We start from the raw sequence: 14,626 nt of genomic DNA, 5'->3' as shown, positions 1-14,626 counted from the left end.
GTTTTCGCCCCCGAGGGCTGGCGCGCCTGGCCGTCCGTCCTTTTATCAGGAAGGCTGGGTCCATAAAACGGGGAACAAGGGGTCGTCCATGGCGGCGCCCGCTGGCAGTCTTTCCTTGAGCCCCGGAAATTCCGGGGATGTCGTCCATTGACGCGGCGTATGGCGCATGTCGTCGCCCAGGAAACGCACCGAGAACACGCGCCGGCGGCGATTCTCGGCGACGCCTCCGGCGCCGTGCAGCGTCAGCATATGGAAGCAGACCACATCGCCGGGCTCGATCTCCCATCCGACGATGGGGTATTGGTCGCGTGCCGCCTCGATGTCGGGCAGGTCTTTCAAGCTGCCTTCCGGGAACCATTTGGCCTGGTTTTCCTTGAATGAACGCGGCATCAGCCAGGCCCCCAGATGCGAGCCCGCGACGAATTCCAGGGTGGACTCGCGGGCCACGGGGTCGACGGAAATCCACATGCTGCAGTTCTGCCGGCCGTCCACGTTGTAGTAGGGCTGGTCCTGGTGCCAGGGAGTGCGCTGGCGCGTGTAGGGCTCTTTGACCAGTAGGTGATCGTGGTAGAGCCGCGCTTCGCGGCTGCCCATCAGCAAGCCCGCGGCGGTGCCGACGGGCGACTCGAAAATGAAGCGGCGATAGGCTTCGTTTTCCTGCCAGTTGCAGAAGTCCTGGAAGAAGCTGCCCGGGTCGTCGGCCTGGCTGGCGACCTTGCCGCGCGGGCTGGGGTGCGCGATATTGGCGTCGATGCCTTGCCGGAGAAGATCGACTTCTTCGGGACTCAATAATTGACGCAGGCAGATCGCGCCATCGCGCCGGAATGCTTCAATTTGCTCCGGCGTGACGCTGTTGCGGATGCGCTCGTTCAGATCAGCGGACATTTTTCATGCTCCTGCCATTTGTGCGGCTCGTCTTGTAGGTTTGTCGTCGCCCCGGCGTTCCGGCGGGAAGCCGGGGGCTTGTCGGCGTGCGGCCCCGGTCGCGCGGAACGGGGCGGGGGCTTTATTTGCCGGCCTTTGTCGGCGCGGCCAGCAGCTCGGGGTCGTGAATGACGGAATGCCGATGCCAGGCTTTGTCCTTGACGATCTGGACCTGTACGTCTTTGTTGACTTCGTGCAGGTCGTTGAAGGTCAGCTTGCCGATGGGCATCTCGTAGGTGCCGGCGGCGATGGCATCGCGCAGGGCCGCTCCGCCCTTGCCGTTGGTCTTGCGCAGCCCCTCGATGAGAATGGCGGTAGCGCTGTAGGACGAAGCGCCGACCATGTCCGCGCCGTATCCCGCGCTTTGGCGGAACTCTTTCAGGAAAGACTGGGTAACGGGAGAGTCCGAATCGCGGTCGAGCGAGGTGGTGATCAGCGTGCCTTCGGCGGCCGGGCCGGCGATTTCAATGAATTTTTCGCCGTCGTAGCCTTCCTGGCCGATGACGGGAACGGTGACGCCGGAAGCGCGAAGCTGGGAAATGAGGGGGCCGGCGTTGAAGTAGTAGCCGGAGGCGTAGATGACTTCGGGGTTGTCGGACTTGATCTTGGCGATCAGCGCGCCGAATTGCCGGTCCTTGATGCCGTATTCGTATTCGTTGACGATGTCGAGCTTGAACTTGGGAGCAGCGTCCTTGAAGCCGGCGGCCAGGGTCTGGCCGAAGTCGTTCTTCAGGGTCAGCAGGACGACGCGCTTTTTGCCCAGGTTGCTGACCAGCTTGGCGCCGCCGCGGCCCTGGACGTCGCCCATGGCCGAAACCCGGAACATGTAGTCGCCGGTGCGGGTCACGCTGGGGTCGATGGCGTAGGCCACGACGTAGGGAACGCCTGCGCTCTGGAAGATGCCGGCCGTGGCGCGGGTGGCTGCCGAATACGAGCCGGACACCGCGCCGACGACCTGGTCTTTCTCGACCAGCTTGGTGGCGACGGGGGTGGCTTCCTTGGCCGAGGCCTGGTCGTCATAGACAACCAGTTCCAGTTTCTCGCCGTTGATGCCGCCTTTGGCGTTGGCGTCCGACACGGCCAGCTTGGCGCCGACCAGGGCCGAATTGCCGTCGAAAGCGGCAAAGCCGGTCAGCGGCGCGTTGAAGCCGATCTTGATGTCGGCGAAGGCCGACGGCGCGGCAAAGGCCGAGCATACGGCCAGTGCGGCCACCAATTGCCTGGATTTGAAGTGAACCATTTGTTCTGTCTCCTTGAGTTGTCCGAATTCAGGTGTTTTCCAGCTTTTGTATTTTTATGATAATTTGTCTATACAACTTTTGCAAAGAGATTTTTCGGGAAGTTTTGTGCATTGACACAAGAACCCGGGCAAACTAAGTTAATTTTCTGGATCGCCCGCTATGGCGATTTCGATGGAGACATTTTGGACATACGGGAAAACACCGAGATACCGTTTTATCAACGCATCAAGGATTACTTGCTGGCCCAGATCCACGCGGGCCATTGGCGCGAAGGGGATGTGATCACGTCCGAGCTGACGCTGGCGCGCCAGTTCGGCGTGTCGCGCATGACGGTCAACCGCGCGGTGCGCGAGCTTACGTCCGAAGGCATCCTCAACCGGATACAAGGGTCGGGGACCTATGTGGCTCAGCAAAAGTACCAGGCCACCCTGGTGGCCATAAAAAGCATCGCCGACGAGGTGCGCGCGCGGGGCCACGTGCACAGCAGCCAGGTGCGGCTGCTGGAGCAGGTCAAGGCCCAGGATCCGCACACCGCGCAGTTCGACGTGCCGGCCGGCCATGCCCTGTTCCATTCCATCATCGTCCATTTCGACAACAACGTTCCCATCCAGGTGGAAGACCGCTGGGTCAATTCGAAGGTGGCGCCCGACTACATGAGCCAGGATTTCTCGGTATCCACGCCCAATGAATACCTGATGGTGGCGGCGCCGCTGCAGGGGGTGAGCTTCAGCATCGAAGCGGTGGAGGCCCCGGCCGAGATCGCGGCCATGCTGAAGATTCCCGCTAAGGAGCCTTGCCTGGTCCTGCATCGCAAAACCCTGTCCCAGGACCAGGTCGCCTCGACGGCGGTCATGTGGTACCCGGGCAGCCGCTACCAGTTCGCCGGTAATTTATAAGTAAAAAGCTGCCATCCGGGCGTATTTTCCACCCCCGGGTCTTTCCGCCGCTGCGCCGGCCATGCCCGCTCTGGGGTTGCTGTTGCGTTGGCAAGGCATCGGGCGGGGTCGGCTAAGCTGAATTCCATATGTGCTTATTACATATAATACGTTAGTAAATTATTGGTTAAACGTTAATATAAAAATTAAAACTTTTCGAGGGCTACTTCCATGCGTTTGATTAAATCCGCAGTTCTGGCAGCGATACTGCCTGTGTTCATGGCCGCGCAGGCTCAATCCGCCGAACCCATCAATGTCGGCTTCTTCTCGCATATGTCGGGCAATTTCGCCGAATATGGAATAAGTTCCAAGAATGGCGCCGAGCTCTACCTCGACAAGGTCAAAGCCGCGGGCGGCATCGATGGCCGGCCCGTGAACTTCATCGTGGAAGACGACCGGAACTCGCCGCAGGAAGCGGCGGCCGTGGCGCGCAAGCTGGTGGCCTCGAAGGTGGTGCTGGCCATCGGTTCGTGGTCGACGACGGCCTCGCTGGCCGCGGCACCCATTTTCACCGAGGCCAAGATCCCGCAAATCAGCCCCACGTCCTCGAACCCGGCGTTTACCAAGCAAAGCAAGTACCAGTTCCGCCAGAACAACACCGATGACGTGCTGGCCGCGTACAACGCCGCCACCATCCAGCAAAAGCTCAAGGCCGAAACCATCGTCATTCCTTATTCGCAGGACGACTGGGGCGTGTATACGGGCAAGGCCACCGCCGAAATCATCAAGAAGAACGGCGGCAAGGTGCTGCTGCTGGAAAGCGTGCAGCCCAATTCGCGCGACTTCCGCCCCTTCATCAGCAAGATCAAGGCTTTGAAGCCCCAGGGCGTGTTCCTGGCGCTGCCTTACCAGGAAGGCGCCATCTTCCTGCAGCAATTGCGCCAGGCCGGCGAGAACATACCGGTGGGCGGCGGCATTCCTCTGACCACGCCCAAGTTCCTGCAACTGGCCGGCAAGGATGCCGAAGGCATGGTGCTGCACACCTTGTTCATTGCGACGGATCCCGCCCACAAGGACTTCACGGATGCGTATAAGGCCAAGTACGGCCGCGCCCCCGACCTGTTCGCCGCCCTGGCCTACGATGCCACGGCCGTCGGCCTGGCGGCCATCGACCGCGTCATCAAGTCCGGCAAGCCGCTTACCGGCGATGCCGTGCGCGACGAACTGGCCAACGGCCCGGCCTACAACGGCGTGACGGGCGTGACCAAATATGAAAACGGCAATGTGCACAAGGATCCGGTTTTCATCACCGTGCATGACGGACATTTCGAACTGCTCAAATAAGGCTTCCTACTACGTCTCACATGGCGAGGCCGCGTCGTTCCGACGCCGCCTCGCCATGGTCTTCTTATGATCGAACTTTTTTTCAGCCAGATCGTCAATGGCCTGGCCATTGGCCAGGTCTATGCGTTGATAGCACTGGGCTTCAGCCTGGTGTTCGGCGTTTCCAACCTGATCAACTTCGCCCAGGGCGGCTTGTTCATGCTGGGCGCCTTTTTCGCGTTCACGGGGGTGACCGTCTTCGGCCTGCCCCTGTGGCTGGCCGCGCTGGCGTCGATAGCGCTGGCTGCCGTGCTGGGCATGCTGCTCGAAGGGGTGGCGCTGCGTCCGCTGGAAAACGGCCCCTACATTGCGCCCGTGCTGTCCACCCTGGCCATCAGCCTTATCGTCGACCAACTGGCGGAAATCATCTGGTCGCCGGAGGGCCAGGCATTTCCCGTGCCTTTCGACGAGGTCACGTTTTATTTCGGCAACGCCTACCTGACCAGCACCGACATCCTGATCTTCGTGCTGGGCGGCTTGTCGGCCCTGGCGCTGACGTGGTTTCTGGCCGGTTCATGGATGGGGCGCACGGTGCGCGCCACCGCCCAGGACCGGGACGCGGCGGCCCAGCTAGGGGTGCGCACAGGCAATGTGCGGCGCCTGGCGTTTGCGCTGGCCGGGGTGCTGGGCGCCATCAGCGGCATTCTCGTGGCCTTGTATTTCAAAAGCGTGTTCCCGCAAATGGGCATGCCGTTCAGCCTGAAGGGGTTTTCGGCCGCCTTGCTGGGTGGACTCACCAGCATACCGGGGGCGGTGTTGGGCGGCATGCTGCTGGGCGTGGTCGAAACCCTGGCAAGCGCCTATATCGGCGAAGGCTACCGCGACCTGACGGCGTTTTCGCTGTTGCTGGTGTTTTTGCTTTTCCGTCCGCAGGGTTTGCTGGGTGACCGCCGCCTGGACGCGCTGGGCGGCGCTTCGGCGGCGGGCGGCTCGATGCCCAGCACCAGCCTGCTGGCCTCGGTGTCCAGCCAGCGCAGCGCGCACCGGGTCTGGGAAATGCCGCCCTGGGGCTTCCTGCTGTGCGGCGCCGTGCTGGCCCTGCTGCCGTTTTTGACGCATAGCGGCTATGTGTTGCAGGCAGTCGTGTACGGCATGATTTTCGCCATGCTGTCGTCCAGCGTATCTCTGGTTTCGGGCTCGATGGGTGTGCTGTCCATCGGCCATGCGGCGTTCTACGGAGTGGGCGCCTATACGGTGGCGGTGCTGGCGCATACTTACGGCCTGCCGGCCGAGATCGTGCTGCCGGCCTCGGCCATCCTGACGGCCGCCATCGCGGCCATCGCCGCGCTGCCGCTGTACAAGCTCAGCGGCCACACCGCCGCCTTGGGCACGCTGGCCATCGGCCAGATATTTTTCCTGATCTTCATGACCTGGCTGTCGGTGACGCGCGGTCCCATGGGCTTCCTGAACATTCCGGCGCCGCAATTCGAATGGCTGGGCGGCTTGCGCCTGGCCGGCATTGGGCAAAAGTACTGGCTGGTTGCCCTGGTCGCGGCGGTCGGGCTGTATCTGGCGCAGCGCCTGGTCAATTCGGGCGTGGGCCGGGTATGGCGCGGCATGCGCGAAGACCGCCTGGCGGCGCATGCCGCGGGCTTGCCGGTGCGCCGCTACATGATGCTGGGCTTTGCCGTGTCGGGCGCGCTGGCCGGCTCGGCCGGAGGCTTGTTCGCCTATGTGCAAAGCGTCATCAGCCCCGACAGCTTCAATGTGCCGGCCTCCATGCTGGTGTTGACCATGGCGGTGCTGGGCGGGCTGGGCAATCTGACCGGAGCTGCCCTGGCCGGTTTCGTCATGGCCATCGTGCCCGAGCTGCTGCGTTCCTTCGCGGAGTGGCGCATGATCATCTACGGCGTGCTCCTGTTGCTGATGCTGCGCTGGCGTCCGCAAGGCTTGCTGGGGGCGCGATGATGGCACAGATTGAAAACGGATTGGTCGTGCAGGACGTTTCACGCCATTTCAGCGGCGTGACGGCGGTGGACTGCGTGAGCCTGGCGCTGGCGCCGGGCGAAACCCTGGCGCTGGTCGGGCCAAACGGCGCGGGCAAGTCCACGCTCATCCAGCTCATCAGCGGCATCGACCGCATTTCCAGCGGCCGCATTTTTCTGAATGGGCGGCGCATCGATCGCCTGCCTCCCGAACGCATCGCCCGGTTGGGCGTGGGCCGCAGCTTCCAGACTTCGCGGGTGTTTCCGGCGCTGTCGGTGTGGGACAGCGTGATGCTGGGCACTCAGGCCAACCTGCTGTCCGGCGGACACGGCAAAACCCTGACGAACGTCGTGCACGAAGTGTGCGCGACCCTGTTCGGCACGGCCGGCTGGCGCCGCCGTGTGGAGCACCAGGAGAACATTGCGCGGGAAACCTTGCAGTTGTTCGGCGACAGGCTGTGGCCGCGCAAGGACCAGCCCGCCTTCAGCCTTTCGTATGCCAATAGGCGCCGGCTCGAGATCGCCCGCGTCCTGGCCGGCCAGCCCGATTACGTGCTGCTGGACGAGCCGGCGGCCGGCATGAACCCCACGGAAACGGCCGAGCTGACGGAGCTGCTGCTGGCCTTGCGCCGCATGCGGCCCAAGCTGGGCATTCTGGTCGTCGAGCACAAGCTGTCGCTGGTGCGCAAGGTGGCCGACCGCGTCATGGTGCTGAACCAGGGCAGAGTGCTGGCGCAGGGAGATCCCGACCATGCGCTGGATCATCCCGAGGTCGTCGAGGCCTACCTGGGCCGCGAGCGGCGGCGCCCCAATTCATCGGATGCGCATCTTGGCTAAGGACATGAATACTCCCTTTCTAAAGGTGGACGATATCGATGTCCACTACGGCCCCGTGCAGGCGCTGTTCGGCGTCAGCCTGCATGTGCAGGCGGGCGAAGTCGTGTCGGTGCTGGGCGGCAATGCGTCGGGCAAGTCGACGACGCTCAAGTCGGTGCTGGGTCTGGTGACGCCCTCGAGCGGGCGCATCGTGCTCGAAGGCCGGCCCATCCAGGGCCTGTCCGCACCCGACGTCATCGACCTGGGTGTGGCCAGCGTGCCGGAAGGGCGCCGGATATTTCCCGAGATGTCGGTGTACGAGAATCTGCTCATGGGCGCCTATCCGCGGCGCCGGGAGAAGGAACAGATCGAAAAGGATCTGGCCGAGGTCTTCGAGTCGTTTCCGCGCTTGGCGGAACGGCGCAAGCAGGCGGCCGGCACCTTGTCGGGCGGCGAGCAGCAAATGCTGGCGCTGGGCCGGGCCTGGCTGCGGCGCGGCAAGCTCATCTGCATCGACGAGCCGTCGATGGGGCTGTCGCCCAAATTCGTCGACATGGTCTATGAAGTGCTGTTCCGCTGGAAGGCGGCGGGCCAGACCATACTCCTGGTCGAGCAGAACGCGCGCATCGCGCTGGAACTGGCCGATCGGGCGTACGTGCTGCAGCACGGCCATGTCATTTTGAAGGGATCGGCTGCCGAGCTGGCCGCCGATCCCATGGTGCAAAAAGCATATCTGGGGGCTGCATGAGCGCAGAAAACATAGTGCATATGGAAACCGATGTATTGATCGTCGGCGCCGGCGGCGCGGGCATGAGCGCGGCGATCGCCGCGGCACAGGCAGGCAGCCGGGTGATCATGGCCGACCGCAGCCTGATAGGCCGGGGCGGCGCCACCATCATGGCGCAAATGACCGTGGCGGTGGCGCTGGGCGAACAAACGCCCGACGACTGGCGCAATCATTACGCCGATACCTTGAAGGCCGGCCGTGGCTTGTGCAGCGAGCCGCTGGCCAGGCTGCTGTGCGAGCGCGGCATCGATTCGATCCGCCTCATGGACAGCTGGGGCGTGGGCTGGGCGCGCGCGGACGGCCATCTTACCCAGGCCCATGCGCCGGGCCACGACCGTCCGCGCTGCGTCTACGTGGACTACCTCAACACCGGCCCGGCCGTGGCCAAGACCCTGCGCACGCAGGTGGCCCGCGACGACCGCATCGCGCGGCTGGGCGATATCCTGGTGGTGGACCTGCTGATCGACGGCGGCCGGGCCGTGGGCGTGGTGGCGCTGCATTTGACCACCGGCGAGCGCTTGGTCATACGGGCCGGCGCCGTCATCATCGCGACCGGCGGTCTGACCCGTTTGTACAAGCGCAACAGCGCTTCGCTGAACATGGGCGGGGACGGCTATGCGCTGGCCTTGCGCGCCGGCGCCCGTCTCATCGACATGGAGTTCGTGCAGTTCTTCCCCATCGGCCATCTGGCCCCGCGCCTGGTGGGCTTCGATCCCATCATGTGGGATCCTTTCCGCTACAAGCTTGGCGGCCGCCTGCTGAACGGCCTGGGCGAAGAGTTCGTGGAAAAATACGGCCATGCCGCCGAGAACCAGGGCTATACGGTAACGCGCGATGCGGCCACCTACGCCATCCTGAAGGAAGTCGAGGCCGGCCGCGGCTCGCCCGCCGGGGGCGCCTACCTCAGCTTCAGGCACGTGCCGGAGGCGGATTTGCGCAAGGCCTTCGGCCCCATCATCGACAAGCTGGCCGCCAACGGTATCGACCTTACCAAAAACGACATCGAAGTCGCTCCCATTGCGCACTATCATATGGGAGGAATCCGCGTGGACGTCGGCATGGCGACCGACATTCCGGGCCTGTATGCGGCGGGCGAGGCGGTGGGCGGCGCCAACGGCGCCAATCGCCTTTCGGGCAACGCCATCACCGAGGCCATTACCTTCGGCCTGCAGGCTGGGCGTTCGGCGGCGGCTTTCGCCCAGGCGGCGCAGCCGGCCGGCGAGGCGCAGGCCGCCAGGCTGGCCGCCCCGGCGCTGGCCATGCTGGATCAGGAAAGCGAAGCGCCCGCGCCAGGCGCCAATGTCGCGGCCTTTATCGCGCGGCTGCAGGAAATCATGCAGTCGCACGTCGGGCCATTCCGCAGCGAAGAGGGGCTGAACCTGGCCTTGCGCGAAATTGCGCAGTTGCGCGATACCTGTGGCCAGACGTTGGCCGGCGGCACCGGCCCGCAGGATCCCGAGCGCGTGGATGCCCTGGATCTGCGCAATATGCTGCTGGTGGCCGAAGCGGTGGCGCGCAGCGCGCTGGCTCGCCGCGAAAGCAGGGGGGCGCATCAGCGCGACGATTATCCAGGCCTGGACGACGGCTGGACGCTGAACCAGACTTTGTCCTGGCGCGACGGCCAGTGGACGCTGGCCACCCAGGCGGTCGAACGCCTGACGCCGGAGGAGGCGAAATCCCTGGCAAGCCATGAACAAGTGGGGCAAGCATGAACACTGAAAATCACGCCACTATGATTTGCCTGGATGTGCAGCGAGGCGTCGGCGCCGGCGCAACACGCATCCAGCGCTACGAACTGCCGGCCGGCGCGGCCGCGTCGCTGCTGGACGGCTTGCGCTGGGTGCGCGAGCACCTCGATCCGACCCTGGCGCTGCGCTATTCCTGCATCAACGCCAACGCCTGCAAGGAATGCATGATGCTGCTGGACGGCAAGGTGGTGTATGCCTGCGTCGCCCGCATGCAGCCCGGCGCCACGCATAGTGTCGCGCCGCTTGCGAACAAGGCGCGGATCCGCGACCTGATTTCCGAAATCGCCCCCGTCAAAGAGCGCCTTGCCGGCGAACAGGAGGACGACGATGAGTAGCAAGCGCAATCCCGGACAACTGCGCATATTGTCTTCGGCCCATCTTGCCTCGGGCCTGCATCCGGCCTTGTCCGAGCTGGAGTTCGGGCTTATCGTGGCCAACAATGCGTTCGGCCGCTGGGTGGTGCGCTGCATGCGCGCCGCCGGCGAATCCGACCTGGCCTCCACCGATATCCTGGTGCTGCATCATGTGCATCACCGCCAGCGCCAGAAGCGCCTGGCCGACATCTGCTTCACCCTCAACTACGAAGACAGCTACGTCATCAGCTATTCGCTCAAGAAACTGCTGAAGATGAAGCTCGTCGTCGGCGAGAAGGTCGGCAAAGAGGTGTTCTACGGCACGACCGAAAAAGGCGGCGAATTGCTGGACAAATTCCGCGAAGTGCGCGAACGCTGCCTGTTTCCGGGCGTCGAGGGCGAGCTGGCCAACGACGATGCGCTTTCCGAAGTGGCCGAGCGCCTGCGCATGCTGTCGGGGCTGTACGATCAGGCTGCGCGCGCAGCCTCTTCGCTATGAGCGGCGCGGCGAGCAAGGCTCGCGAAGAGGACGGCCGCTGGCAGTTCTGGATCGACCGGGGGGGCACCTTTACCGACATCGTGGCGCGCCGGCCTGACGGCCAGCTGGCCACCGCCAAGCTGTTGTCCGAGAATCCCGAGCAATACCCCGATGCCGCTGTCCAGGGCATACGCCAATTGCTGGGCGTCAAGCCCGGCGACGCCGTGCCCACCGAACGTATCGACGTCGTCAAGATGGGCACCACGGTGGCTACCAATGCGCTGCTGGAGCGCAAGGGCGAGCGCGTCCTGCTGGTGGTGACGCGCGGGTTCCGCGATGCGCTGCGCATCGCCTACCAGAACCGGCCCAAACTGTTCGAGCGCGAAATCGTCCTGCCCGAGCTGCTGCACGAAGATGTGGTCGAGGTCGATGAGCGCCTGGCCGCGGATGGTTCGGTCGTGGCGCCGCTGGACGAAGAAGCGGCGCGCGAAGCGTTGAGCCAGGCGCGCGGGCGCGGCTTTACCGCCGTCGCCATCGTGCTCATGCATGCCTATCGCAATGGCGAGCACGAGGCCAGGCTGGCGGCCCTGGCGGCGGGCCTGGGCTACACCCAGGTTTCTGTGTCGCATCAGGTCTCGCCCATGATCCGCTATGTCGCGCGCGGCGATACGACGGTCGTCGATGCGTATTTGTCGCCGGTTTTGAGGCGTTACGTCGACCAGGTGGCCAAGGCGCTGCCGGGCGTGCGCCTGCAGTTCATGCAGTCCAGCGGCGGGCTTACCGATGCCCAGACTTTCCAGGGCAAGGATTCGGTGCTGTCCGGGCCGGCCGGCGGCATTGTCGGCATGGCCGGCATTTCCCGGGCCGCGGGTTTCGACCGCATCATCGGCTTCGACATGGGCGGCACCTCTACCGATGTCTCGCATTATGCCGGCGAGTACGAGCGGGCCTTCGACACGCTGGTGGCGGGCGTGCGGCTGCGCGCGCCCATGATGAGCATCCACACGGTTGCGGCCGGCGGCGGGTCCATATTGCAGTTCGACGGCGCGCGCCTGCGCGTCGGGCCCGAATCGGCGGGGGCCAACCCCGGCCCCGCCTGCTACCGGCGCGGCGGCCCGCTTACGGTGACCGATGCCAACGTCATGCTGGGCCGCATTCAACCCAGGCATTTTCCCAGCGTGTTCGGCCCGCACGGCGACCAGCCCCTGGACGCCGACGTGGTGCGCCGGCGCTTCGCGCAACTGGCCAAAGAAGTGTCCGAGGCAACCGGGCGCGTGGTGTCCAGCGAACAGCTGGCGCAAGGCTTCCTGGATATCGCCGTGGCCAATATGGCCAATGCCATCAAGCGCATTTCGGTGCAGCGCGGCTACGACATCACCCGCTATACCTTGACGACTTTCGGCGGCGCGGGCGGCCAGCATGCCTGCCGCGTGGCCGACGAACTCGCCATGCCGCGCGTGCTGGCGCACCCGCTGGCCGGTGTGCTGTCGGCCTACGGCATGGGCCTGGCGGCTTCCACGGCCATGCGGGAACGTTCGGTCGAGCTGCCCTGGGACGCCGACGGCGAAGCCGCCGCGCGCCAAGTTCTGCAAGACTTGGAACAGTCGGCCCGGGACGATCTTCTGGCCCAAAAAATCTCTCCGGACATCATCCGGATCGAGAGCCGATTCTATTTGCGCTACGAAGGTACCGACACGGCGCTTCCCGTCATGCTGGACAGCACGCAGGCCATGCGCGAGGCCTTTGAAAAAGCCTATTTGCAGCGTTTTTCGTTCCTGATGCCCGAGCGCCGCCTGGTGATCGAATCGGCGGTGGCCGAGGCCATCGGCGACGAGTCCAGCCGGATCGGCGCCGCCTCGCAGCCGCGATCCGGCGGCGATCGGCGCGAAGCGCCCGCCGCGTTCGACACGGTCAGCATTCATGTCGAGGGGCAGTGGCGCGATTGCCCGCTGTACCGCAGCGTGGACCTGCGCGCGGGCGACGCCATCGACGGGCCGGCCATGATCAGCGACGCCAACGCTACCACCCTGGTCGATGCGGGGTGGCGCGCCAGCGTGACGGAGCGCGGCGACATGGTCATGGAAAGGTACGAGCCCCGCCCGCAGCGTTTCGCGGTGGGCACGGACGCCGACCCGGTCATGCTGGAAATCTTCAACAACCTGTTCATGTCGATTGCCGAGCAGATGGGCTACCGGCTGCAGAACACGGCGCATTCGGTCAACATCAAGGAGCGCCTGGATTTTTCCTGCGCCATCTTCGATTCGCAGGGCGAGCTCGTGGCCAACGCGCCGCATATCCCGGTGCATCTGGGTTCCATGAGCGCCAGCATACAGGCGATTATCCAGGCCAATGCCGGGCAGTTGCGGCACGGCGATGTGTTCGTGCTGAACAACCCCTACGCGGGCGGCACGCACCTGCCCGACGTCACTGTGGTCACGCCGGTGTTCGACGACTCGGGCAAAGACATTCTCTTTTACGTCGGCTCGCGCGGGCATCACGCCGATATCGGCGGACTGACGCCGGGCTCCATGCCGTCCGACTCCAAGGTCATCGAGGAAGAGGGTGTGCTGATCACCAACTTCCGCTTGGTGGAAGGCGGGCGCATGCGCGAGGCGGAAATGCGCGAGCTGCTGGCCGGCGCGCGCTACCCGGCGCGCAACATCGATCAGAACCTGGCCGACCTGCGGGCGCAGATCGCCGCCAACGAGAAGGGCCGCGAGGAACTGCTGAACATGGTGGCGGCTTTCGGCCTGGACGTGGTGCGCGCTTATATGCGCCATGTGCAGGACAACGCGGAGGAGTCGGTGCGGCGGGTGATCGCCATGCTCAAGGACGGGCATTTCACGCAACTGCTCGATAACGGCGCGCGCATCGAGGTCCGGCTTACGGTCGATCGCGAAACGCGCAGCGCGACGCTGGATTTCACGGGCACGTCGCCGCAACTGCCCAATAATTTCAACGCGCCCAAGGCCGTCACCACGGCAGCGGTGCTGTATGTGTTCCGCAGCATGGTGGACGACGACATCCCCATCAATGCAGGCGGGCTGAAGCCGCTACGGCTCATCGTGCCGGAGGATTCGATGCTCAATCCGGGCTATCCGGCGGCGGTGGTGGCCGGCAATGTCGAGACGTCCAGCTGCGTGACGAATGCACTGTACGGCGCCCTGGGCGTCATGGCGGGCAGCCAGCCCACCATGAACAACGTGACGTTCGGCAACGCCCGCTACCAGTACTACGAAACCGTCTCGGGCGGCTCGGGGGCGGGCGGCCGCTTCGATGCCGAGGGCCGACTGGTGGGCGGCTTCAACGGCACTTCGGTGGTGCAGACGCAGATGACCAATTCGCGCATGACGGATCCCGAGGTGCTGGAACTGCGCTTCCCGGTTCGCCTGGAACGCTACATCATCCGCGAGAGTTCGGGCGGCGCGGGCCGCTGGCACGGCGGCAACGGCGGCGTGCGCACCTTGCGCTTCCTGGAGCCGATGACGGTATCGCTGCTGTCCAACGGCTGGATCCACCCCGCCTTCGGTGCCGCGGGCGGCAAACCGGGTGCGGTAGGCCTGTCCCGCGTCATCCGCAACGACGGACGCATCGAGCCGCTGCAGCATGCCGACAAGGCGGAGCTGCAGGCAGGCGATATGTTCGAAATCGAAACGCCGGGCGGCGGGGGGTACGGGGAGGAACTTTGAGTTCCTAACCCGGTGCGGGAGGGCGGGAAAAGTTTTGGCCTCAATCGCTGCGGCTCCGGCTGCGCCGGAGCTTCCCGCCCGGTCAAGCCAAATCGGGCGCTCGCAGAACTCACGCGAACGGGCAGCCCCCGGCTGCCCGTAAACGCTGCGCTCGAACAACTGCTCGCTTGCCTCCCGATTTGACTCGCCCAGCCAGCTTGCTCAAAATCGGCCAAAACTTTTCCCGCCCTCCCACACCTGCAAGGGTGTTTCGCCACTAATCGCAATCATGAGGCCGTGGCGTGCCTGTGCCGGTAAGCGAAGTTGGAGCAAGCCATGGCGGCGGCCGTTTTCGGGGTGCAAGCGAACAGCTGTTTGAGGACGGCGTTTACGGCCAGCCGGGGGCTGGCCGTTCGTCCGAGTTCTGT

Annotated in this window: 11 protein-coding genes; 9 read left to right on the top strand and 2 right to left on the bottom strand. The window is 64.6% G+C overall.

All coding sequences use genetic code 11. The features are described from left to right. Positions 1-45: 45 nt before the first annotated feature. The gene (locus tag VNT00_RS12805; RefSeq protein WP_325588046.1) at positions 46-885 is read right to left on the bottom strand and encodes a phytanoyl-CoA dioxygenase family protein; all 840 of its coding nucleotides are present in this window, start codon (positions 883-885) and stop codon (positions 46-48) included. A 121-nt stretch (positions 886-1,006) separates the two neighbouring features. After that, the gene (locus tag VNT00_RS12800; RefSeq protein WP_325588045.1) at positions 1,007-2,164 is read right to left on the bottom strand and encodes an ABC transporter substrate-binding protein; all 1,158 of its coding nucleotides are present in this window, start codon (positions 2,162-2,164) and stop codon (positions 1,007-1,009) included. 183 nt (positions 2,165-2,347) lie between these two features. Here VNT00_RS12800 and hutC point away from each other — a divergent pair, with 183 nt between their 5' ends. The 9 genes from hutC (at position 2,348) to VNT00_RS12755 (ending at position 14,219) form a co-directional block, all read left to right on the top strand. Further along, the gene (gene hutC, locus VNT00_RS12795; RefSeq protein ID WP_325588044.1) at positions 2,348-3,061 is read left to right on the top strand and encodes a histidine utilization transcriptional repressor HutC; all 714 of its coding nucleotides are present in this window, start codon (positions 2,348-2,350) and stop codon (positions 3,059-3,061) included. Positions 3,062-3,271: 210 nt separating this feature from the next. Next, on the top strand, positions 3,272-4,384 hold the full coding sequence (locus tag VNT00_RS12790) for an ABC transporter substrate-binding protein (protein ID WP_325588042.1): 1,113 nt from the start codon (positions 3,272-3,274) through the stop codon (positions 4,382-4,384). Between the two features lie 66 nt (positions 4,385-4,450). Beyond that, the gene (locus VNT00_RS12785) at positions 4,451-6,331 is read left to right on the top strand and encodes an ABC transporter permease (protein ID WP_325588040.1); all 1,881 of its coding nucleotides are present in this window, start codon (positions 4,451-4,453) and stop codon (positions 6,329-6,331) included. Continuing rightward, positions 6,331-7,185, top strand: a complete 855-nt coding sequence (locus tag VNT00_RS12780) for an ABC transporter ATP-binding protein (protein ID WP_414650936.1) — start codon at positions 6,331-6,333, stop codon at positions 7,183-7,185. Before VNT00_RS12785 ends, VNT00_RS12780 begins: the two co-directional genes overlap by 1 nt. Positions 7,186-7,189: 4 nt before the next feature. Beyond that, complete coding sequence (locus VNT00_RS12775; protein ID WP_325588036.1) at positions 7,190-7,912, top strand: ABC transporter ATP-binding protein; 723 nt, start codon at positions 7,190-7,192, stop codon at positions 7,910-7,912. Then, complete coding sequence (locus VNT00_RS12770; RefSeq protein WP_325588034.1) at positions 7,909-9,663, top strand: FAD-binding protein; 1,755 nt, start codon at positions 7,909-7,911, stop codon at positions 9,661-9,663. Before VNT00_RS12775 ends, VNT00_RS12770 begins: the two co-directional genes overlap by 4 nt. Then, entirely contained in the window at positions 9,660-10,034 is a 375-nt protein-coding gene (locus VNT00_RS12765) for a 2Fe-2S iron-sulfur cluster-binding protein (protein ID WP_325588032.1), read from the top strand. Before VNT00_RS12770 ends, VNT00_RS12765 begins: the two co-directional genes overlap by 4 nt. Next, positions 10,027-10,551 (top strand): winged helix DNA-binding protein, encoded by a 525-nt coding sequence (locus tag VNT00_RS12760; RefSeq protein WP_325588030.1) that lies wholly within the window; start codon positions 10,027-10,029, stop codon positions 10,549-10,551. The genes VNT00_RS12765 and VNT00_RS12760 overlap by 8 nt, the downstream gene beginning before the upstream one ends. Beyond that, a complete protein-coding gene (locus VNT00_RS12755) occupies positions 10,548-14,219 on the top strand; it encodes a hydantoinase B/oxoprolinase family protein (protein ID WP_325588028.1) in 3,672 nt (1,223 codons plus the stop codon). The genes VNT00_RS12760 and VNT00_RS12755 overlap by 4 nt, the downstream gene beginning before the upstream one ends. Positions 14,220-14,626: the final 407 nt, after the last annotated feature.

The sequence above is a fragment of the Eoetvoesiella sp. genome, from assembly GCF_035555955.1.
Taxonomy (GTDB): domain Bacteria; phylum Pseudomonadota; class Gammaproteobacteria; order Burkholderiales; family Burkholderiaceae_B; genus Eoetvoesia.
The sequence above is the reverse complement of the archived record's forward strand: the minus strand, read 5'-3'. Positions and strand labels throughout refer to the sequence as shown.